This is a genomic window from Halobaculum rubrum (assembly GCF_019880225.1).
GTDB classification, from domain to species: domain Archaea; phylum Halobacteriota; class Halobacteria; order Halobacteriales; family Haloferacaceae; genus Halobaculum; species Halobaculum rubrum.
The window spans coordinates 613,056-633,124 of record NZ_CP082284.1; the positions used below are offsets into that span (position 1 = coordinate 613,056).

Annotated in this window: 20 protein-coding genes and 2 tRNA genes; 10 read left to right on the forward strand and 12 right to left on the reverse strand. The window is 67.4% G+C overall.

Annotated features, from left to right (window positions below; translation table 11 throughout):
• Position 1 precedes the first annotated feature (1 nt).
• The gene (locus tag K6T25_RS03205; RefSeq protein ID WP_222916451.1) at positions 2–973 is read left to right on the forward strand and encodes an alpha/beta fold hydrolase; all 972 of its coding nucleotides are present in this window, start codon (positions 2–4) and stop codon (positions 971–973) included.
• A gap of 56 nt (positions 974–1,029) precedes the next feature.
• Here the strand turns inward: K6T25_RS03205 and K6T25_RS03210 are convergent, their stop codons facing one another.
• The 6 genes from K6T25_RS03210 to K6T25_RS03235 all read right to left on the reverse strand — a co-directional run bounded on the left by K6T25_RS03210 (position 1,030) and on the right by K6T25_RS03235 (position 5,071).
• The gene (locus K6T25_RS03210; RefSeq protein WP_222916453.1) at positions 1,030–1,425 is read right to left on the reverse strand and encodes a Zn-ribbon domain-containing OB-fold protein; all 396 of its coding nucleotides are present in this window, start codon (positions 1,423–1,425) and stop codon (positions 1,030–1,032) included.
• Positions 1,422–2,588: a thiolase domain-containing protein gene (locus tag K6T25_RS03215; protein WP_222916454.1), complete on the reverse strand. Its 1,167-nt coding sequence runs from the start codon at positions 2,586–2,588 to the stop codon at positions 1,422–1,424. The genes K6T25_RS03210 and K6T25_RS03215 overlap by 4 nt, the downstream gene beginning before the upstream one ends.
• A 198-nt stretch (positions 2,589–2,786) precedes the next feature.
• Complete coding sequence (locus tag K6T25_RS03220; RefSeq protein ID WP_222916456.1) at positions 2,787–3,317, reverse strand: 50S ribosomal protein L16; 531 nt, start codon at positions 3,315–3,317, stop codon at positions 2,787–2,789.
• 83 nt (positions 3,318–3,400) lie between these two features.
• A complete protein-coding gene (nucS, locus tag K6T25_RS03225) occupies positions 3,401–4,150 on the reverse strand; it encodes an endonuclease NucS (protein ID WP_222917832.1) in 750 nt (249 codons plus the stop codon).
• A 269-nt stretch (positions 4,151–4,419) separates the two neighbouring features.
• On the reverse strand, positions 4,420–4,614 hold the full coding sequence (locus K6T25_RS03230) for a cold-shock protein (RefSeq protein ID WP_073307057.1): 195 nt from the start codon (positions 4,612–4,614) through the stop codon (positions 4,420–4,422).
• 142 nt (positions 4,615–4,756) lie between these two features.
• Complete coding sequence (locus K6T25_RS03235; RefSeq protein WP_222916458.1) at positions 4,757–5,071, reverse strand: EthD family reductase; 315 nt, start codon at positions 5,069–5,071, stop codon at positions 4,757–4,759.
• Between the two features lie 309 nt (positions 5,072–5,380).
• Between K6T25_RS03235 and K6T25_RS03240 the strand changes: the two genes are divergently transcribed.
• Positions 5,381–6,295, forward strand: a complete 915-nt coding sequence (locus K6T25_RS03240) for a polysaccharide deacetylase family protein (protein ID WP_222916459.1) — start codon at positions 5,381–5,383, stop codon at positions 6,293–6,295.
• Between the two features lie 114 nt (positions 6,296–6,409).
• Here K6T25_RS03240 and K6T25_RS03245 read toward each other — a convergent pair whose 3' ends face one another.
• The gene (locus K6T25_RS03245; protein ID WP_321170889.1) at positions 6,410–6,781 is read right to left on the reverse strand and encodes a DoxX family protein; all 372 of its coding nucleotides are present in this window, start codon (positions 6,779–6,781) and stop codon (positions 6,410–6,412) included.
• 321 nt (positions 6,782–7,102) lie between these two features.
• Between K6T25_RS03245 and K6T25_RS03250 the strand changes: the two genes are divergently transcribed.
• Entirely contained in the window at positions 7,103–7,642 is a 540-nt protein-coding gene (locus tag K6T25_RS03250) for a winged helix-turn-helix domain-containing protein (RefSeq protein ID WP_222916462.1), read from the forward strand.
• Complete coding sequence (locus tag K6T25_RS03255; protein ID WP_222916464.1) at positions 7,642–8,154, forward strand: hypothetical protein; 513 nt, start codon at positions 7,642–7,644, stop codon at positions 8,152–8,154. The genes K6T25_RS03250 and K6T25_RS03255 overlap by 1 nt, the downstream gene beginning before the upstream one ends.
• 356 nt (positions 8,155–8,510) lie before the next feature.
• Here K6T25_RS03255 and K6T25_RS03260 read toward each other — a convergent pair.
• From K6T25_RS03260 to K6T25_RS03270, 3 genes are all read right to left on the reverse strand, one after another.
• Positions 8,511–8,584: transfer RNA gene (locus K6T25_RS03260), tRNA-Phe, on the reverse strand.
• A gap of 59 nt (positions 8,585–8,643) precedes the next feature.
• Positions 8,644–9,237, reverse strand: coding sequence for a hypothetical protein (locus K6T25_RS03265; protein WP_222916465.1), 594 nt, complete (start codon positions 9,235–9,237; stop codon positions 8,644–8,646).
• Positions 9,238–9,399: 162 nt separating this feature from the next.
• Positions 9,400–10,746, reverse strand: coding sequence for a sodium-dependent transporter (locus K6T25_RS03270; RefSeq protein ID WP_222916466.1), 1,347 nt, complete (start codon positions 10,744–10,746; stop codon positions 9,400–9,402).
• A 182-nt stretch (positions 10,747–10,928) separates the two neighbouring features.
• Here K6T25_RS03270 and K6T25_RS03275 point away from each other — a divergent pair, with 182 nt between their 5' ends.
• Entirely contained in the window at positions 10,929–12,284 is a 1,356-nt protein-coding gene (locus tag K6T25_RS03275) for an FAD-dependent oxidoreductase (RefSeq protein ID WP_222916468.1), read from the forward strand.
• A gap of 450 nt (positions 12,285–12,734) precedes the next feature.
• Here the strand turns inward: K6T25_RS03275 and K6T25_RS03280 are convergent.
• A tRNA-Val gene (locus K6T25_RS03280) sits at positions 12,735–12,807 on the reverse strand.
• 83 nt (positions 12,808–12,890) lie between these two features.
• Here K6T25_RS03280 and K6T25_RS03285 point away from each other — a divergent pair.
• From K6T25_RS03285 to K6T25_RS03300, 4 genes are all read left to right on the forward strand, one after another.
• Positions 12,891–13,385 (forward strand): DUF192 domain-containing protein, encoded by a 495-nt coding sequence (locus K6T25_RS03285; RefSeq protein WP_222916470.1) that lies wholly within the window; start codon positions 12,891–12,893, stop codon positions 13,383–13,385.
• Positions 13,386–13,487: 102 nt separating this feature from the next.
• Positions 13,488–15,419, forward strand: coding sequence for an ABC transporter ATP-binding protein (locus tag K6T25_RS03290; protein WP_222916471.1), 1,932 nt, complete (start codon positions 13,488–13,490; stop codon positions 15,417–15,419).
• Positions 15,420–15,833: 414 nt separating this feature from the next.
• Entirely contained in the window at positions 15,834–17,057 is a 1,224-nt protein-coding gene (locus tag K6T25_RS03295; protein ID WP_222916472.1) for a phosphoglycerate kinase, read from the forward strand.
• A 74-nt stretch (positions 17,058–17,131) separates the two neighbouring features.
• The gene (locus K6T25_RS03300; protein ID WP_222916474.1) at positions 17,132–17,647 is read left to right on the forward strand and encodes a metallophosphoesterase; all 516 of its coding nucleotides are present in this window, start codon (positions 17,132–17,134) and stop codon (positions 17,645–17,647) included.
• A 168-nt stretch (positions 17,648–17,815) separates the two neighbouring features.
• Here the strand turns inward: K6T25_RS03300 and K6T25_RS03305 are convergent, their stop codons facing one another.
• Positions 17,816–18,892: a type II glyceraldehyde-3-phosphate dehydrogenase gene (locus tag K6T25_RS03305; RefSeq protein ID WP_222916475.1), complete on the reverse strand. Its 1,077-nt coding sequence runs from the start codon at positions 18,890–18,892 to the stop codon at positions 17,816–17,818.
• Between the two features lie 197 nt (positions 18,893–19,089).
• Between K6T25_RS03305 and K6T25_RS03310 the strand changes: the two genes are divergently transcribed.
• Entirely contained in the window at positions 19,090–20,034 is a 945-nt protein-coding gene (locus K6T25_RS03310) for an aminopeptidase (protein ID WP_222916477.1), read from the forward strand.
• The last annotated feature ends 35 nt before the right edge of the window (positions 20,035–20,069 follow it).

The following is a 20,069-nucleotide window of genomic DNA, read 5'->3' on the forward strand; positions in this document are numbered from 1 at the left end:
CATGACTCTCCGATCGAAGCTCACCTCGACCGCGAAGTACGTCGCGCTCGGCGCGGGCGCCAGCGTCGCCGCGACGCGCGCGCTGCGCGCGAAGGCGGGCGAACTCGAACCGCCCCTGGACGGCCGTCAGCGTCGCTACCGCTGGCGCGGGATGGACGTGGCCTACACCGAAGCCGGCGACGAGGACGACGGGACGCTCGTCCTCCTCCACGGGATCAACGCCGCCGGCTCCGCGGGCGAGTGGCGCGAGGTGTTCGACGCCCTCGCCGCGGAGTACCACGTCGTCGCCCCGGACCTCCCCGGGTTCGGTCGCTCGGATCGGCCGCCGCTGCGCTACTCGGCGGCGCTGTACGAGGACTTCGTCCGCGACTTCCTCGCGGAGTACGACGAGCCGCGCGTCGTCGCCTCGTCGCTGACGGCGGCGTACGTCGTCGGCGTCGCCGAAGACCTCGATCTCGCCGATCTCACCCTCGTGTGTCCGACCGCGATCGCCGGCCCCGAGCCACCCAAGACCGCCGTCCGCGAGCTGATCCGGGCGCCGATCGTCGGCGACGCGGTCTTCGGACTGCTGGCGTCGAAGCCCTCGATCGCCTACTTCAACGCCGATCACGGCTACTGGGACCCCGAGAAGGCCGGCGAGGAGTGGCAGGCGTACGAATGGCGCACGACGCATCAGAAGAACGCCCGCTTCGCTCCCGCGTCGTTCGTCTCCGGGTTCCTGAACAGCGAGGTGGACCTCGCGGGCGCGCTCGCGGCCCTCGACGCGCCGACGACGATCGTGTGGGGACGCGAGGCCGACCTCCCGCCGCTGTCGGAGGGCCGGGACCTCGCGGACGCGGCCGGCTGCGAGCTGGTCGTGTTCGACGACGCGATGTTGCTCCCGCACGTCGAGTTCGGCGACCAGTTCGTCGGCGTCGTCGCGGGCGAGCGACCCGACGAGACGGTGACGATCGAGCAGGACGAGCGGGCGTGAGAAGTAAGAAGTAACCGACCGGCGAAAACGGAGCTCCGTCGTCGAGTCCGATCCCCTCAGGCCGGCCGGAACACGATCAGCCGGTTCCCGGTGGCGTCGTTTCGCTCCACGTCGGGACGGACGGCGGTTCCGATCTCGACTTCCTCGGCCGACAGATCGCGGACGATGCCGGTGAGACGGACCGAGCCGAACCCGACGACCGCCGTGACGTACGGCGGCTCCTCGCCGAAGCCGGAGGGCGCGACGTGAACCTCCGAGAACGTCGCGACCTCCCCCGTCTCCGGCAGCGGCTCCTCGGAGAGGTCGGTGCTCCCACAGTCGGGACACACGCGCCGCGGCGGGAGCGAGCCGTGACCGTTCGCACACTCGATGAAGTACCCGCCGTCCGCGAGCGCGTCCGCCCACTCGTCGTACCCGGTGTTCGCCGGTGGGTCGGGATCCGATTCGCTCATTCGGCCACCTCCAGCACGTGGACGACGGCGCTGGCGACCGTCCCGCCCGCGTTGTGGGTGAGCCCGACCGTCGCGTCGGGGACGGCGTCGCTGTTCGGATGATCGCCGCGGAGTAGGCGCGTCATCTCGGCGATCTGCGAGCCGCCGGTCGCGCCGACCGGGTGACCCTTCGCCTTCAGGCCGCCCGAGAGGTTCACCGGGAGGTCGCCGTCGCGGGTGGTGTCGCCGCGGCGCGCGGCGCCGATCCCCTCGCCGGGGTCGAAGAAGTCCAGCGCCTCAAGCGCCATCACCTCCGCGATGGTGAAGCAGTCGTGCACCTCCGCGAGATCGACCTCGTCGCTGGCGACGCCGGCGTCGCCGTACGCCTCGGCGGCCGCGTCGGCGGCCGCGGGCGTCCGGGCCATGTCGGTGCGGTCCTGCAGCGCCGCGCGGTCGCCGCCCTGTCCGGTTCCGGTGATCGCGACCGGCGCGTCCAGGTCGTGCTCCGCGGCGTACTCCTCGGAGACGAGCACGACCGCGCTCGCGCCGTCGGTGATCGGACAGGCGTCGAACAGGTGCAGCGGCGAGGCCACCGGCGGCGAGTCCATCGCCTGTTCGACGGTGATCTCCCGCTGATACTGCGCGTACTCGTTGTTCACGGCGTTGGCGTGGTTCTTCGCCGCGACGTGGGCCAGGTCCTCGCGGTCGCCGCCGTACTCGTCGAAGTAGGCGCGCGCCATCAGCGCGTACGCGCCGGGGAAGGTGACGCCGGCGCGAACCTCGAACAGCTCGTCGGCGGCGACCGCCAGCGACTCGGTCACCTCCGCCGTCGAGAGGTTCGTCATCCGCTCCATCCCGCCGGCGAGCATCACGTCGTTTTCCCCGGAACGGACCGCGCGAACGGCCTCCCGGACGGCGACGCCCGCCGACGCGCACGCTTCCTCGTAGCGCGTACCGGCACACCGCAGGCCCGCCGCTTCGGTCACGATCGGCGCCTGGTGCCCCTGGCGCTCGGCGAGCGCGCCCATGAAGTTGCCGTAGTTGAGATGCTCCACGTCGTCGCCGGCGACGCCGGCGTCGGAAAGCGCCGCGAGCGCCGCCTCCGCGAACAGGTCCCGACCGGTCCGCCCGGCGTGCTCGCCGAACGGCGTCAGCCCGACCCCCGCGACTCGTACTCCGGTCATGTTCGTGGGTGCTCGCCCGCGGGGCAAAGACCTGCCGGAGTTTCGCGTCGTCGCCGTCGCTTGGCGGTGTTTTCACTCGGATACGGGTTGTCGTTTCGACGGAAGGCGGGCGTCGCGGTCGGCGGCGACACAGCTGTCGCTCGCGGGCGTGAGAACGGTGAGAACGGGGCGGAGCGTTCCGACCGCGGAGCGTCCGGGTTACCGAACGAGCAGGTCCTCGCCCGTCTCCACGACGACGCGGAACGGCGGGGACATCTTGTTGTACGCGCGACGGAACGCCTCCTTCACGGCGTCGGCCTGGTCGACGTCGACGTAGGCGGTGAAGACGGTCTCGCCGGCGTTCATGCGGGCGGCGGTCCCCACGGGCTTGCCGAACGCCTGGCGCATCCCGTCGGAGACGCGGTCCGCGCCCGCGCCGGTCGCCTGCTTGTTCTCGCGCAGGATCTGGTGCGGGAACTTGCGGAGGACCATCTTGTAGTTCCCCTCGCCGAGTTCACGGATGAGGTGACGGTTGGCCGACAGACGCGCCGACTCCAGCGAGTCGTGTCGGATCTGGACGTCCTCCTCGGTGACCAGCGAGATGTGGACCGGGTAGTCCCCGGGGTCCTTGGTCAGGTCGCCCATGTTGTGCTGTGCGATCTTCGAGCCCGGAATGCCGGTGACGTAGTCCCGCCGCGTGTACGACGGTTTGTCGATCTTCCGGTACATGGAGGCCGGTTTGTCGGACATGGTTACTTGTCCGAGTCGACGGCGGTGGCGTGGTTAAAGCCTACGTTTCGCCGGTCCGACGTGCTCGGGCCTCACAGGCCGCGTCACTCGTCGGCCGCGGGGCGGTCCGCCGTCCCCTCCGGCGGGTCGGCGGCGACGTGCTCGAGTCCCTCCTCCGCGAGCAGGTCGCGGGCGCGGTCGGTGATCGACGGCGCGAGGAGGATTCCGCGGACCGCCGTTCCGTCGGGCTCCTCGCGTTCGACGGCGCTGACGTACCGGGCGAGCTGGCCCGCCGCGTCGGGGCCGACCCGCCGCCGCTTCAGCTCGACGACGACCGGGCGTCCCTCGGCGTCGCGGCCGAACACGTCGATCGGGCCGGCGTCGGACTCGCGCTCGGTCGCCAGCGGCTCGAAGCCCGGCTCCACGAGCCCCGGGTCGGCGACCACGCGCTCCTTGAGGTCGGCCTCGCTGCCGACGACCTCGACCGACCGGCCGCCGGTGACGCCGTAGGCGGCGAGCTGATCAACCGCGGAGAACCACACGTCGAGCGTCTCCGCGGGCGACGTGCGCACGCTGCGCACGCGCAGGCGCCCGTCCCGCACCGCCGCGCGGTGTTCGCTCCCCGGCGGCTGCCAGTTCACGGGAGTGCGTCCCTCGTCGGTGTGTACCAGCGCCGAGCCGTCCGGCTTGAGCACGAGCAGCCGCGCGCCCGGTCCCAACGAGGAGGCGGCGCGGCCGTCGTACTCGACCGTACAGGTGCCGAACAGCGTGACCAAGTCGCCGCGGTCGAACGCCGACTCCAGCTCCCACAGCGCCTCGCGGTGTGCCGGCTCGTGGAGCGTCGTCGCCGTCACCCCGACCACCGCCGTCTCGTGTTCACGTTGGAGGATCCGACACGGGCGAAAATAAGCGACGCGCTGACGACCGCTGCACCACACGTCGTGCGGGTCGACGCGCCGGGGTCGCCGCCGGGGTTGTCGCTGTCGCTATCGTCCGCGCCGTCGCTGACGAGCGACCGAAGTCCCGTCGCGTTCGGACGGACCGAACGGCACGGCGGTCGCTCGCTGTCGGGTGAAAAACGGTGAAAACTGCGGTACGGTCTCTCGACCGACTCGTCGGAACCTTACAGGCGCTGCAGGTTCTTCGCGCGGGGGCCCTTCTCGGCCTCCTCGATGTCGAACTCGACTTCCTGCCCTTCCTCAAGGTCAGGACCGCCAACGTCCTCCATGTGGAAGAACACGTCCTCGTCCGCGTCCTCAGTCTCGATGAATCCGTAGCCGCCGGTGTCGTTGAAGAAGTCGACCTTCCCAGTTGCCATACACGGTACGAGCGGCGGGCAACGGTTAACCCTTCCGAGTCATCGGTGCGCGTGTGAACGACCCACTCGCGTCGGCGAATTCGCGTCCGTGCGGGACACGAACAGCCCGTTCGTTGCGATTCGGCCGGTGCCGACCCCGCGATCAGTCGACGACGACGTCCTCCTCGAGGACGACGCGCTCGGCGGCGTCCATGTCGGCGAACGTCTCGGCGTCGGCGGCGACCTCGCGGCCGAGGTCGGAGTCGAACGCCGCCGCCATCGTCTCGTCGTCCGGGAAGTACAGCTCCGCGAGCGCGTCGTACGACGCCGACTCCGGATCCGCCGGGAACGAGACGGTGTACCGCTCCAGTCCGGGGAGATCCGCTGCAAGCGACGCGTGCTCATCGCGGTAGTACTGCCGGAACTCCTCGAACGACCGGTCCGCGCTCCGACTGAGCGTGATCGCGAGCTTCGTCATAGTCCGGTTCGGCTTCGCCGAGCGGGGGCATAAGATCCGCGGGAAAAACGACTTTTCCCGACAATTAGTCCGAGACTACCGGAATCCACGAGCGGTGTCCCTTCCGAGGGGGTCGCTCGAACCGAGCTGTAGTCGGGTAACGTGGTGACTACTAAAGTCGGAACCCCGAGTACCGCCGACAGCTTGAGCCGTCGTATCCGTCGGTCGTCCGCCGACCGAGCCGACCCGTCCGCAGGCGACCCGGCCCGATCGAACGGTCGGGAGTCGGACCAGCGATCCGCTTCCGATCCCGCAACCCTGACGCTGAGCATGGAGATCGAGCTCGGCTGGGGCGTTCACGACCTCCAGGGTCACGACCACCTGTCGCCCGACGGCTCCGAGGAGCGGCGCTACCTCCGAAAGCTCCTCGCGAAAGCCGACGAGTGTGGCGTCCCCATCTCGTTCAACATCGTCGGCCATCTCCTGCTGGAGGAGTGTGACGGATACCACGCCGGCCCGTACGACGACGGGTGGTTCGCCGCGGACCCCGGCACCGACGCGGAGACCGACCCGCTGTACTACGCGCCCGACATGGCCCGCGAGGTCCGTGCCGCCGAGGTCGACCACGAGCTGTGCACCCACACCTTCTCGCATGTCCTGTGTGGAACCGAACCGCGCGAACTGGTGGACCACGAGCTCGAAACCTCGATAGCGCTCCACGAACGGCTGGGCGAGCCGGTCCGGTCCCTCGTCCCGCCGCGGCACTCGCGACCGCCGAACGGGCTCCTGTGCGAACACGGGGTTCGAGTCGCGCGGTACGCGATCCCGACCGACGACGGAAGTCGTGTGAGTCGCTTCCGAGAACTCACCGTCGGGCCCCACCCGCTCTGGGACACCGCCGTCGTCGACGGGGTCGTCGAAACGTACTGTACGACGTACCCGTCGCTGACAGCGTCGTCGTTGCCGTCGGGCCGGACCCCTGCGCCGCGACTGTTTCGCGCGTTCCCGCTGGCGGTCAGAAAGCGCGTCCACCAGTACTACCTCCGACGAAGTACCGAGCGCGCGATCGCCACCGGCGGCTCGCTCCACCTCTGGTGTCACCTTTACGATCTGAGCAACGAACACCAGTGGGCGGTAGTGTCGACGTATCTCGAGTACCTCGGATCGCTGCCGAGCGACGCCCTGGAGATCCGGCCGATGAACGCGCTCGCGGACCGAGCCGAGGCCTCCGTGCGGGTGTCTTGACGCTCGGTCCGCTCGCGATCGACCGACCCCGTACCGGGCGGGAGACCACCCAGTCAGGTCCGAGTACGCGACACCGGACGGGCACCCGCCAGGGACGGTCTCTGAACCCCGGTGTCACTCGGCGTCTTCGGGGTCGGCCCGCGCGTACCACCACGCCCACGCGATCAGCAGTCCCTGTAGCGGGAGTCGAAGCCACAGCGCCGCGTCGTAGAGTCCCTCGGCGCGCTCGGGGAGCGGGTTCCCGCCCGCGTCGCGGACGGCCATATTGACGTTCGCCGGGAACACTGCAAGCAGTAGCAGGACCAAGCCTTTCGCGGAGCGTCGGCGCGTCCGCGGAACCAGGACCCCGACACCGAGCGCGATCTCCGCCAGACCGGAGAGGTAGACGAGCGCCCGCGGAGCGGGCAACTCTCGGGGAACGATCCGTTCGAACGGCTTCGGTGCGAGGAAGTGCAGTACGCCGGCGGCGACGTAGAGAAGACTCATCAGGGGCAGGAGCGGGCGTTTGAAGCGAGCGAATCGGGACTCGGGTACGTCGGTCATTCGGATCGACGCTCGGGCACCAGTCAGATAGCGTTGGCCCTCGGCACCGGACGAGTTGCCGTGTGGAAGTCGCTACGACGTTCGGAGTGTCGTCGACGGGACGGATTCCGCCTCGCAGCATCTGAACATATCCCGCGTGAAACCAGATGGCGTTGGACAATCTATTTCCAGAGACCCGTCGTTTTCCCGCGACTGCATCCGCGTCATTTGAATATATAATTTGCACCAAATTATTTGAGCTGTCGGATCCAAGAGCCAGTACGGATGGCTCAACCTAATTCGGGGTCGTGGACGGAGCGTCTGAGCGGGCGTGAGCGCGTTCGGCACGTCGTGGAGCTGCTGGACAAGCCAACGCCGGTGCAGGAGATCGCAGATCAGGCGGACGTCTCGCGCGCGACAGCCGACGATGAACTCCAGCGACTGCAGAGTGACGACTGGGTCACGGAAACGACGGTCGACGGGACGAAAGCCTACGACCTGAACCCCGTCCGGATGCTCTTCGACGAAGTGACGGACCTGATCGAGGCTCACTCACGTGACGAACTGGAGAGCCAGCTCACGGAGCTGAAGGAGGAACAGGAAGAGCTGGCGACGGAGTACGACGTTAGTTCACTTGACGAGTTCCGGGAGCAACTCGCTGACGAGGAACTCTCGGCTGCGGAGCTTCGTGAGCGTCGCAACGTGATCGCCACGTGGGAAGCGATCAATACGGAACTCGGGCTCGTGAAACACGCCCTCCAACTGTATGATGATGTTATCGAGCTCTCTTCACCGCGGACCGACTCTCCCTCGACACTCGCCTAATGGTTGTCTTCCTCGCTAATCGAGCGAACGTGCAGAGCAAGCGGCTCCACGACCGCATCCGGAACCGACTCAGCTGTACGTTCGAGAACGTTCGACGGCGGCGTGTCGAACCCCGCGAAGCCGGCTCGTACCGGGTCGTCGCCGACGTGAACCCGCGGCAGTTCTTGGACGACGACGACGAGTACCCGGTGACGGCTGCGCGGATCGAGATCGGGTTTCAACTACAGACTGGAGAGCAGCACGAGTACTACTGGTTCAACTGGATCGAGCCAGACCGAAGTCTGCTGGTTGGTTGGCATCAGGACGACACGCACGATGACCTCGGCCCAGTGCATCTGCAAGTCAACGACGGCGCGACGCCCGTCGCCCACGAACCAGCGCAGTTCATCGACTCACATCCGCTGGACGTCGTCGAGCGCAGACCCACCTCGCTTCGAGACGCAGTCCTCGCTGTCGAGTGGGAGCAGGGACGACCCGTCGGACTTGATTCCGCTGCCACGGTACGTGAGTAGGCCCGTATTTTGGTGAGTTCTGAGTGACACCAGAAGCCAGGTAGTCACTCATGTACCTGAGTATGTACACGGGTACGTACCTGAGTACGCATTCGAGATCCACTGCGCAGTACCACCTGTGTGGATCGAAGTGCACCCACAGTCGCAGCTCGCGGTCGGTGAATCGGCTCCAAGAAACCCTGGAAAATTGCCCGCGCAGCGCCGCAGGCATTTGAACTCTGTGTCTAATGCCGCCTCCCCGATTTGAACCTCCGGAAGACGGTCGCGCTCACTTCGTTCGCGCGCTGCGACTTCCGTGCTCAAATCGGCTCGGCGTCGGTTTCTCGACGGTTCGCTCCGCTCGCCGTCTCAAAATATGCCGCCTCCCCGATTTGAACGGGGGACAGCTCGATCTTCAGTCGAGTGCTCTCCCAATCTGAGCTAAGGCGGCGCGTCTCAACGAACCTCGGCGGTATGAAAAAGCGTTTCGAATCGTACGCGGGCCCGCGGTCACAGCACCTGACGACGCTCCTTGAACGTGATCGTCACGTCGTCGGACTCAACGGTGGTGAGGATCGTGATCCACCCGTCGGCCTGCTGGATCTGATACCCCTCGGCGTACGAGAGCTCCACTCTGCTCGTCTCGGTGGTCGAAGCCCCCGGCGCGAGCGATCCCACATCGCGGGTCCCTTCCCACACCATGTCGCCGGAGTCGGTGGAGTTGCCGGCGAAGATCCGCGTGTAGACGCTGACGCCCGTCGCCGTCTCGTTGCGGTTGTTGTCGAGTTGGACGGTCACGTCCCGACAGGTCTGGCCGCACTCCTCGATGCTCTCCACGACGAACGTGTACGGCGGCACCGACTCGACGCTGGTCGTCCCGTCCGAGGTGGTCGTCTCACCGTCGCTCCCGCCGTCACTATCGCCGGACGAGCCGCCGGTATCGCCGTACACTGTCCCGGTCGACGCCGGCGTCTCGGTCACGGCGTCGGACGAGCCACCGCCGGTGTCGCCGAACGGACCGATCCCGGCGAGGAACGCCGCTGCGCCGCCGACCGCGACGGCGAGAACGACGATACCGACGACCGCGACCGCCTTCAGGTTCATCGCGACTTCCCCCCGCGAGTGCGTTCGTACATCGACGGGACGTAGCGTCCCTGTGGACAAAAGGAGACGGTGCCGTTCGTCCGGCTCGACCCGGGGTACCCCGAGTTCGGCGACTCGGGGACCGTCGGGCGTCAAGACGAGCGGACAGCGGGCACGGATCGACTATCCGAGAACGACGGGAGCCGCGAGGATCCCCGCTTTTACGAGCAGCGACTGGATCCCGAGCAACAGCGTCCCCCAGATGGCGACCGGGATCACGATCCGTATCCACCACAGCCAGACCGCCGAGAAGCCGCTCCCGAACGAGCTCCCGAGGTTCAGCTCCGCGGCCAACTGGTCGTCGGCGACCCAGCCGACGAACAGCGAGATGAACAGCACCGCAAGCGGCAACAGGAGATTGAACACGACGTCGTTGTACCAGCCGAGGGCCCCGGTGTCGAGCGCGGTCGGCACGCCGACGAGCGCGACGAACACGCCGAGGCCCACGGCCGTCGGGATCCGGTCGTATCCGGTTCGGTCGGCGAGGAACGACGTGGGAACCTCGAGGAGGCTGATCGAACTGGAGAGCGCGGCCAACAGGAGTACGACGAAGAAGCCGAGGCCGATGACCTGGCCGCCGGGAATCTGACTGAACGCGCCGGCGAGAGCCGTGAAGGCCGTGCCCGCCCCGCCGGAGGCGGGAATCGAGCCCTCGATCGCGAACAGGACCGGGAAGACGACGAAGCCCGCCAGCAGCGCGACGAACGTATTCACGACGACGATCGCCGACCCGTCGGCCGGGAGGCTGTCGTCGCGTCCGAGGTACGACGAGTAGGCGATCATCGCGCCGAACCCGAGCGAGAGGGTGAAGAACGCCTGCCCGACGGCCGGGGGTACGATCCCGGCGAGGTCGCCCGTGATCGCGCCCACGTCCGGCGAGAGGTAGTACGCGTACCCCTCGCTCGCGCCGTCGAGGGTGCTTACCCAGACGGCGAGCCCGCCCAGAAGGACGAATATCGCGGGCACCATCAGCTTCGTCGCGCGCTCGATGCCGTCGGTGACGCCGAGCGCGACGATCCCGATGGTCAGGGCCATGAACACCGCGTGGGCGGCGACCGCGATCGGACCCGCGGAGACGGTCCCGAAGTAGGCGCCGGCGTCGCCGAGGTATCCGCCGGTGACGCTGCCGACGATGTAGCTCAACACCCATCCCCCGACGACGCTGTAGAACGCGAGCGTCACGAACGACGAGAGGACACCCAGGCCACCCACGAACGACCACTCGCCGAAGCCGAGCGCCCGGAACGCCTCGACGGCGTTGCGCTCGCTTCGCCGCCCGATGACGAACTCGCCGAGCATCACGGGGAACCCGATCAGAAACACCGCCACTAGGTAGACGACGAGAAACGCGGCCCCGCCGTTGGATGCCGTCTGAAAGGGGAACGACCAGATGTTTCCGAGCCCCACCGCGCTGCCGACGGCGGCGAGAATAAAGCCGACTCGTGACGTCCACGTCTCTCGCTCACGCATGGTTCGTCCGGACGAATTCCGCTGACGCTGATGATATCCTTCGGACCGTTGTACGTCGTGTCGTAGACGAAATATGACGGAACAGCTAGCGGTTCGTGCGCAACGATCGAGAGAGCAATAACGGACGCAAAGAAGATGAGTTATTTGCTTTCGGTGTCGCAGTCGACATAGCACCCACCACAATGTCCGACACGTACGACCTCGTTATCGTCGGCGGAGGTATCAGCGGTGCCTCGCTGTTGTACACGACGGCGAAGTTCACCGACATCGAGTCGATCGCGCTGATCGAGAAAGAGCCGGAGATCGCCGCGATCAACTCCCACCACACGAACAACTCCCAGACCCTGCACTTCGGGGACATCGAGACCAACTACACCCTCGAGAAGGCGGAGGAGGTGAAGGAGGGCGCCGAGCTGCTCGCCGGCTACCTCGAGAACCACGACGCGGACCGAGAGATGCACGCCAAGCGCAGCAAGATGGTGCTCGGCGTCGGTGACGATGAAGTCGCGAAGCTGGAGCAGCGCTACCACGACAACGGGTTCGGGGACCTCTTCCCGAAGCTCCGACCGATCGGCCGCGACGAGATCGACGAGATCGAGCCGAAGGTCGTCGAGGGACGCGATCCGGACACGGAGATGCTCGCGCTGCAGACGCCCGACGGCTACGTCGTCGACTACGGGAAAACGACGAAGTCGTTTGTCGAGCAGGCCCGCGAGGAGGCGACCGTCGACGTGAAGACCGGGACCGAGGTCACTTCCGTCGAGCCGACACCCGACGGCTACACGTTCGAGACGTCCGGCGGTCGGGTCGACTCGCAGGTGGCCGTCGTCGCCGCCGGCTCGCACAGCCTCCAGATGGCGAAACGGCTCGGGTACGGCCAGAACAAGGTCCTGTTGCCCGTCGCCGGCAGCTTCTTCCTCGCCGACGACCTCCTGAACGGAAAGGTGTACACGCTGCAGATGAAGAAGCTCCCCTTCGCGGCCGTCCACGGCGACGCGGACGTGCACGACCCGAGCGTGACGCGGTTCGGTCCGACCGCGAAGCTCGTCCCCGCACTCGAACGCGGGCGCCTCTCGACGGTGTCGGACTTCCTCGACGTGTTCGGCCTCAACGCGGCGTCGTTCCTCAGCTACGCCAACATCCTCGCGGACCGGATCCTCCTGCCGTACGTGCTCCAGAACCTCGTGTACGACCTCCCGGTCGTGGGGACGAAGCAGTTCCTCCCGGAGGTCCAGAAGGTCGTCCCGAGCGTCGAACTCGACGACATCGAGCGCGCCAAGGGGTACGGCGGGGTCCGCCCGCAGATCGTCGACACCGAGAAACGGTCCCTCGACATGGGCGAGGCGAAGATCGTCGGCAAGGACATCGTCTTTAACATCACGCCGTCGCCGGGTGCCTCGACGTGCCTGAAGAACGCGATGCGTGACACCCACACGCTGATGGACTTCTTCGACGGCGAGTACTCCTTCGACGAGGAGGCGTTCCGCGAGGAGACGATCGGGAACTTCCCGTACGCGGACGCCGCTCCCGCGGAGTAACTCCTCGCTCGGTACCTCGTCGGCGACGGTCCGGAACTGACGAAGTGGGCTCGGACGGGTTGGACGCGGTCACTGTCGTTCCCTGCTCACGAGTTCGCTTCGTTCCTCTCGTGTCGGCGGCAGAACTGGGCTCGGGCGGAGTTGAACCACGCCGAGACGTTCCGGGTCGCTCGCGACGCTCACGGGTCACTTCGTTCCCCGTTCGCATCGAGGTCTCGCTTCGCTCGACCTCGTACCGCTCGCTTCCCGGGCTGCGACTCGTCTGGTTCAACACCGCTGACGCCATGCACGCGGCCACGGCTCCTCGCTTCGCTCGTCGCGGTGTGGCCGCGAGAACTGGGCTCGGGCGGAGTTGAACCACGGTCGTTCCGCTCGCGGCGCTCGCTTCACTCCCTGCTTCAGACTCCGCCTCGCAGAACGTCCCGGCCCTCGCTCCGCTCGGCACTCGACTGGGCTCGGGCGGAGTTGAACCACCGATCTCTTCCTTGTAAGGGAAGCGTCATAACCACTAGACCACGAGCCCGTACCCGGACACACCGGCCGCGCTCGAATAACGCTTACCTTTTGCCCGATACGCTTTCCAGTTCCGCGCTCGACAGTACCCGTATGACCGTCCGTCGCCGCGTCGCCCCCGCGCTCCTCGCGCTGCTGGTCGTGCTCGCCGGCTGCACCGGCACCGTCGCGAACGTCGCGAACGACGGCGAGTACGAGCGCACGACCGTCACCGTCGTCGACGGGAGCGGCACCGAACTCGGCAGCGTGGACGCGCGCGTCGCCGACACCTTCGACAAGCGCTACACCGGACTCTCCGACACCGAGTCGCTCGGGCCCGACGAGGGAATGCTGTTCGTCCACGACACCGAGGACCGGCACGCGTACGTGATGCGCGACATGGCGTTCCCGATCGACATCGTGTTCGTCGCCGCCAACGGCACGATCACCCGGATCCACCACGCGGAACTCCCGCCCGAGGGAACGAGCGGGTCCGACCTCGCGCGCTACCGCGGAACCGGGAAGTACGTGCTCGAAGTGCCGTACGGCTGGACGAACGACCACGGCGTGTGTGAGGGCGATACCGTCGAGATCGCCGGCGACTACTGAGCGTCGCCGCCGCGGGGCGTGGCGGAGGCGACCGCGCCGGACCCGGCTATGTTTCGGTTCGAAGCGAACCGTTTAGGGTGTTGGTGTCGCTGTGAATACGTAATGAGTCATCCCTCCGACGAGGACGACCCCTTCGAGGATATCCGTGAGAAGACGGATAATCCGATGAAGCGGTTGTTCTCGGAGTACGGGTCCAGGAACCTCCGGCACTTCGGGCTGGGCTTTTTCGGTAGCGTCGCCGCACGTGTGCTCGATCTGCTCCCGCCGCTTCTCCTCGGGATCGCGATCGACGCCGTGTTCGAGCAGAACATCCCGTTCGACCTCCCGTTGGTGCCCGCGAGCGTCATCCCGACGGGCCCTCGGGACCAACTGCTGTTCACCGTGGGTATCATCGCGTTCGCGTTCTTCGGCGGGTCGGTGTTCCACTGGATCCGCAACTACGGCTGGAACTCCTTCGCGCAGAACATTCAACACGACATCCGGACGGACACCTACGACAAGATGCAGCGGCTGAACATGGACTTCTTCGCCGAGAAGCAGACCGGCGAGATGATGTCCGTGCTCTCGAACGACGTGAATCGACTGGAGCGGTTCCTCAACGACGGCATGAACTCCGCGTTCCGGCTGTCGGTGATGGTGCTCGGGATCGCGGGAATCATGTTCTGGCTCAACCCCCGGCTGGCGATCATCTCGCTGCTTCCGGTACCCGTCATCGCCGTCGTGACCTGGAAGTTCATCGACGTGATCCAGCCGAAATACGCCGACGTGCGCAAGACGGTCGGCCACCTCAACTCCCGGCTGGAGAACAACCTCGGCGGCATCAAGGTGATCAAGACGTTCAACACCGAGGGGTTCGAGTCCGAGCGCGTCGACGACGTCTCGTACGACTACTACGACGCCAACTGGGACGCGATCACCACTCGGATCAAGTTCTTCCCCGCGCTGCGTGTCATCGCCGGGATCGGGTTCGTCATCACCTTCGGCGTCGGCGGCCTCTGGGTGCTCGGCGAGGCGCCGTTCTGGCTGACTGGCGGCGACGAGTTGACCGTCGGCGTGTTCACCACGTTCATCCTCTACACCCAGCGGTTCATCTGGCCGATGGCGCAGTTCGGCTCCATCATCAACATGTACCAGCGCGCCCGCGCGTCCAGCGCCCGCCTGTTCGGCCTGATGGACACGCCCTCGCGCATCGTCGAGGACCCGGCCGCCGAGGACCTCGTCGTCGACGACGGCGAGGTCGTCTACGACGACGTGACGTTCGGCTACGACGAGGAGGAGACGATCGTCGACGACATCAGCTTCGAGGTGGACGGCGGCGACACCCTCGCGCTCGTCGGCCCGACCGGGGCCGGCAAGTCGACCGTCCTCAAGCTCCTCCTCCGGATGTACGACGTGAACGAGGGCTCGATCACGATCGACGGCCAGGACATCCGCGACGTGACGATCCCGAGCCTGCGGCAGTCGCTCGGCTACGTGAGCCAGGACACGTTCATGTTCTACGGGACGGTCCGCGACAACATCGCCTACGGCACCTTCGAGGCGGACGAGGAAGCGATCGTCGAGGCCGCGAAGGCGGCGGAGGCGCACAAGTTCATCACGAACCTCCCGGAGGGGTACGACACCGAGATCGGCGAGCGCGGCGTGAAGCTCTCCGGCGGGCAGCGCCAGCGGCTCTCCATCGCCCGTGCGATGTTGAAGGACCCGGATATCCTCGTGCTCGACGAGGCGACCTCCGACGTGGACACGGAGACGGAAATGCTCATCCAGCGCTCCATCGACAAACTCACCGAGGACCGGACGACGTTCGCCATCGCCCACCGCCTCTCGACGATCAAGGACGCGGACCAGATCATCGTGCTGGAGGACGGCCGGATCGCCGAGCGCGGCAGCCACGAGGAGCTGTTGAGCGAGGACGGCCTCTACGGGCACCTGTGGGGCGTGCAGGCCGGCGAGATCGACGAACTCCCGCAGGAGTTCATCGACCGCGCGGCGGAGCGGACCTCGCGGACCGAGGCGGAAGCCAGCGACGACTGAGGCGAGGTCGAGGGAGCGGGCGCAGCGAGCGACCGAGACCTCGGAGGAACGGCGTTTACAAATCGCTCTGCGATTTGTGAGCTCACGAGACCACAGGTCTCGTGAACGGCGAGGTGTGCGCGGCGAAGCCGCGTGGCCCGAGCCGCCCACGATCGAGGCGAGGCTGACCCGCGAACCGAGCGAAGCAAGCGGGTGAACCTTCTTCAGCGATACCGCACCAGCACCGCCGATGCGCTAACCGAGACGGCGCGCCGGGACGCGGTTGCGTGGCCCGACGGCGCGTTCTGACGACCGATCCGGCATCCACACCGGCTCCGTCCCGCCCCGAGCACGGCCACCTGTTCGCCACCGTTCGAGCGACTGCGCTGGCGTCATCCGCGCCTTCTAAGTCGATCACCGTCGACGTCCCGGGTGATGAGTTCCTTCCGCACCCTCGACGACCTCCCCGCCGAGCAGCGCGTCCTCGTCCGCCTCGACCTCAACTCCCCGGTCGAGAACGGCGTCGTCCAGGACAACCGTCGGTTCTCCCGCCACGCCGAGACCGTCGCGGAACTCGCCGAGGCCGGCCACCGCGTCGCGCTCATGGCGCATCAGGGTCGCCCCGGGAGGGACACCTTCGTCTCGCTGGAGCAGCACGCCGACATCCTCGCCGATCACGCCGGCGTCCACGTGGAGTTCGTCGCCGACACCTTCCGCGATGAGGCGGTCGCCGCCGTCCGAGATCTGGACGCCGGTGACGTGCTCCTGCTGGAGAACACCCGAATGACCGACGACGAGCTGCCGGAGAAGGACCCCGAGGAACACGCCGCGAGCGACTTCGTCGGGACGCTCGCGCCCGAGTTCGACGCGTACGTCAACGACGCCTACTCGGCGGCGCACCGCAAGCACGCCTCGCTCGTCGGGTTCCCGCTGACGCTCCCGAGCTATGCGGGTCGCGTCATGGAGACGGAGTACGAAGCAAACACCGCCATCGCGGAACGGGAGTTCGACGGGAGCGTGACGATGGTCGTCGGGGGGACGAAGGCGACCGACGTGATCGGCGTGATGGAGGCGCTCGACGGGAAAGTCGACGAATTCCTCCTCGGGGGCGTCGCCGGCGAGTTGTTCCTCCGCGCGGCGGGCTACCCCGTCGGCGAGGACGTGGACACCGAGCTGTTCGACGAGCAGTGGGACGCCAACGAGGAGACGATCTGCACGGTACTCGATGAGCGCCGCGACCAGGTGATGCTCGCGTCGGATCTCGCCTACGAGGACGACGACGGCGAGCGCGCCGAGATCGCAGTCGACGATATCGTCGAGAAGACACAGTCGTTCCTCGACGTCGGCAGCGACACCGTCGCCGACTACGAGGCGATCGTCCGCGACTCCGAGGCTGTGTTCGTGAAGGGTGCGCTGGGCGTCTTCGAGGACGAGCGCTTCAGCGTCGGTACGGTGGGCGTGCTGGAGGCGATCGCCGAGACGGACTGCTTCTCGGTCGTCGGCGGCGGCGACACCTCCCGCGCCATCGGGATGTACGGAATGGACGAGGACGACTTCTCGCACGTGTCCATCGCCGGCGGCGCGTACATCCGCGCGCTCACCGGCGAGCCGTTGCCCGCGGTGGAACTGTTGATCCGAAGCGCGGAGCGCGACGCGTAGCCACGCCGAGCTCCCGCTGCGGTCGCGTCGGCGCAGGCAGATGATTGATTACGTGGCGTCGCGATCCGACGGTCATGCTCGTCGGCGTCGTCTCCGACACCCACGACAACGCACGGTACGTCGAAGCGGCGATCGAGACGTTCGAGACCGCCGGCGTCGACGCGGTGATCCACTGCGGCGACGTGGTCGCGCCGTTCTCGGCGACCCCGTTCGATCCGGATGCGGTCGACGGCTCGGACGCCGACTGGGAGTTTCACGCCGTCCGCGGCAACAACGACGGCGAGTGGGCGCTCGCCGACGTCGTCGAGACGTTCGGAACCTACCACGGCGAGTTCGCGGAGCTGACGCTCGGCGGCACCGAGTTCGCCGTCTACCACGGAACCAGCGAGCCGATCGTCGACGCCCTGCTCGCGAGCGGGAGCTACGACTACGTCTGTCGCGGGCACACCCACGAGCGCGTCCACGAGGAGCGCGACGAGACGACCCATCTCAACCCGGGCGGCGTGCCGATCCCCGGCCGGGAGGAGGAGCCCGCGGCGATGCTCGTCGACACTGCGTCCGGGGACGTGACCGTCCACAATCTGGGGTAGACAACCGCGGCACGGGGACCGCTCCGCCGTTCTTCCGTCGCCTCGTTTCGCCCGCGTCCCGCGCGTTCGTGGACGGCGGACCCCGGAGAGTCCGCCGCCGTATTCCCGAGGCCTCCACGTCGGTCGGCTTCGCTTTGTTCGTGGGCGGCTCGGCCCGCAGACCTCGCCTCAGTCGTCGCTGTTGCTTTTCGGGACCACTCGCTGCCGCTGCCCGTCGAACAGCGATTCGAGCCCGACGCCGAGCGTCTCGTCGGTCGTCGCCATGCTCGTCTCGCGGTCCTCCCAGTCGAGGAGCGCCCGGATCGCGTCGATGTTCTCCGGGATCACGTCCGACTCCTGGTGGATGGACTGGAACAGGTACAGGTCGCGGCCCTCCATCGACACCGAGTGTTCCCAGATGCAGTTCTCCCAGAGGTCGCCCCGCGGGCGGCCGGTGTCCATCGCGAACTCCTTCAGCTTCCCCGTCCCGTCGATCCCCGTCTCCTCGGGGACGAGAAACAGCCGCGGCTCCGCCGAGAGCAGGTCGCGCACCTCGTCGGCCGAGGGCGCCTCCTCGAGCGTCACGTTCACTGAGTGGAGATGCATCAGCGTCGCCGGTACCTTCACGCCGAGCGTGTCGATGTCGACGTCGGGGATGATGGTGTTCACGTCCGGTCCGTGGTGAGAGGGGATCGTCACCGGGTCCGGGAGGATGTCGTTGATCGGGCCGCGGGAGGTTTGCCCGGGGTCGCCGCCGCGACGGACCAGCGTGACGCGCGATTTCTCGACGCCGTACGACTCGACCAGCGGCGTGAGCAGCCGCGAGAGTCCGGTCGTGTTACAGGAGACGACGCGGGCGGTGTCGACGTCGTCACTCCTCGCGAGGTCGTAGTTCGAGCGGGCGTTGAAGCTCACGTCCGCCACGTCGGCGTCCTCGCCGCCCTGGAAGATGGCGGGCGTGTCGTAGCGCTCGTAGAGTTCGCGGTTGTCGGCGCCGATGCCGGAGGGTGTCGTGTCGACGATCACGTCGGCGGTCATCACCATGTCCTCGACCTCGCCGGCGAGGTCGATGCCGGCATCGTGGAACAGGTCCGCTCGCTCCGGGATCGCGGCGTACAGCGGGTACCCCTTCCGGACTGCCGCCTCCGCCTCGTAGTTCGGGCGCGTCTTCGCGACGCCCGTCAGCGCCATGTCGGGCTGTGCGGCCACCGCGTCGGCGACGCGCTTCCCGATCGTGCCGTACCCGTTGACGCCAACCTGGATCATTGTCGGATGGTCCCTCGTGGCCGAGGTTAATCGTTACGGGTCGAGTAATCAGAAAACTACTACAGAGCGAGTAAGCGCCGGAAATTCGGGGAACCGTCCGCCCTCGTGGCCGACGCCGGGTGCGGGGAGCAGCGGCTGGTGCGCCGGTCCGATCGCCGCTCCGACAGGTCCAAATCGGATCGGAGCACAGCGTCGGTATGGACGACGACCTCCGTTCCGCGGCAGAAACGGCGATCCACCAGTGTCTCGATCTGGGGGACGACGAGTCGCTCGCTGTCCTCACCGACGACAAGCGCGAATCGATCGGCGAGGCGCTGTATGCGGTCGCCAGCGACGTGACCGCCGACGCGAGTATCGTCCGCTACCCGCCCGCCGCCCAACACGGTGAGGAGCCGCCGGCTCCCGTGGCCGCCGCGATGCGGGACGCGGACGCCTTTCTCGCGCCGACGACGAAGAGCCTCAGCCACACCCGCGCCCGCGGCGCCGCCTGCGACGCCGGCGCCCGCGGCGCGACGCTGCCGGGGATCACCCGCGACGTGTTCGTCGCCGGCCTCGACGCCGATTACGAGGCTATCGCACAGCACTGCGCCGACGTGCGCGCGCAGGTCGACGGCGCCGACGAGATCCGCGTCACGACGGAGGCGGGAACGGACATCACCTTCGAACCCGGAGACCGCGAGTTCCTGTCGGACACCGGCGACGTGAGCGAGCCGGGGTCGTTCTCGAACCTCCCGGCGGGGGAGGTGTTCGTCAGTCCAGAGGACGCGAACGGAACCTACGTCGTCGACGGGACGATGATGCCCCACGGGCTGCTTGACGGGCGGGAACTCCGCTTCGAGGTCGAGGACGGCTTCGTCACCGAGATATCCGACGGCGAGGTCCGCGAGCAGGTCGATGCGGCCGCCGAGGAGGTCGGCGAGGACGCGTACAACCTCGCGGAACTGGGCATCGGAACGAACGTCGGCGTCACGGATCTGGTTGGCTCTGTGTTGCTCGACGAGAAGGCCGCCGGCACGGTACACATCGCCATCGGCGACGACGCGGGGATCGGCGGCGACACCGATGCGCCGCTGCACCTCGACGGGATCGTGACCGAGCCGACCGTGTACGCGGACGGCGAGGAAGTGGAACTTCCTCGGTGAGCGAGCGGGGCGTGGCCGACCGAAGGGAGGCCACG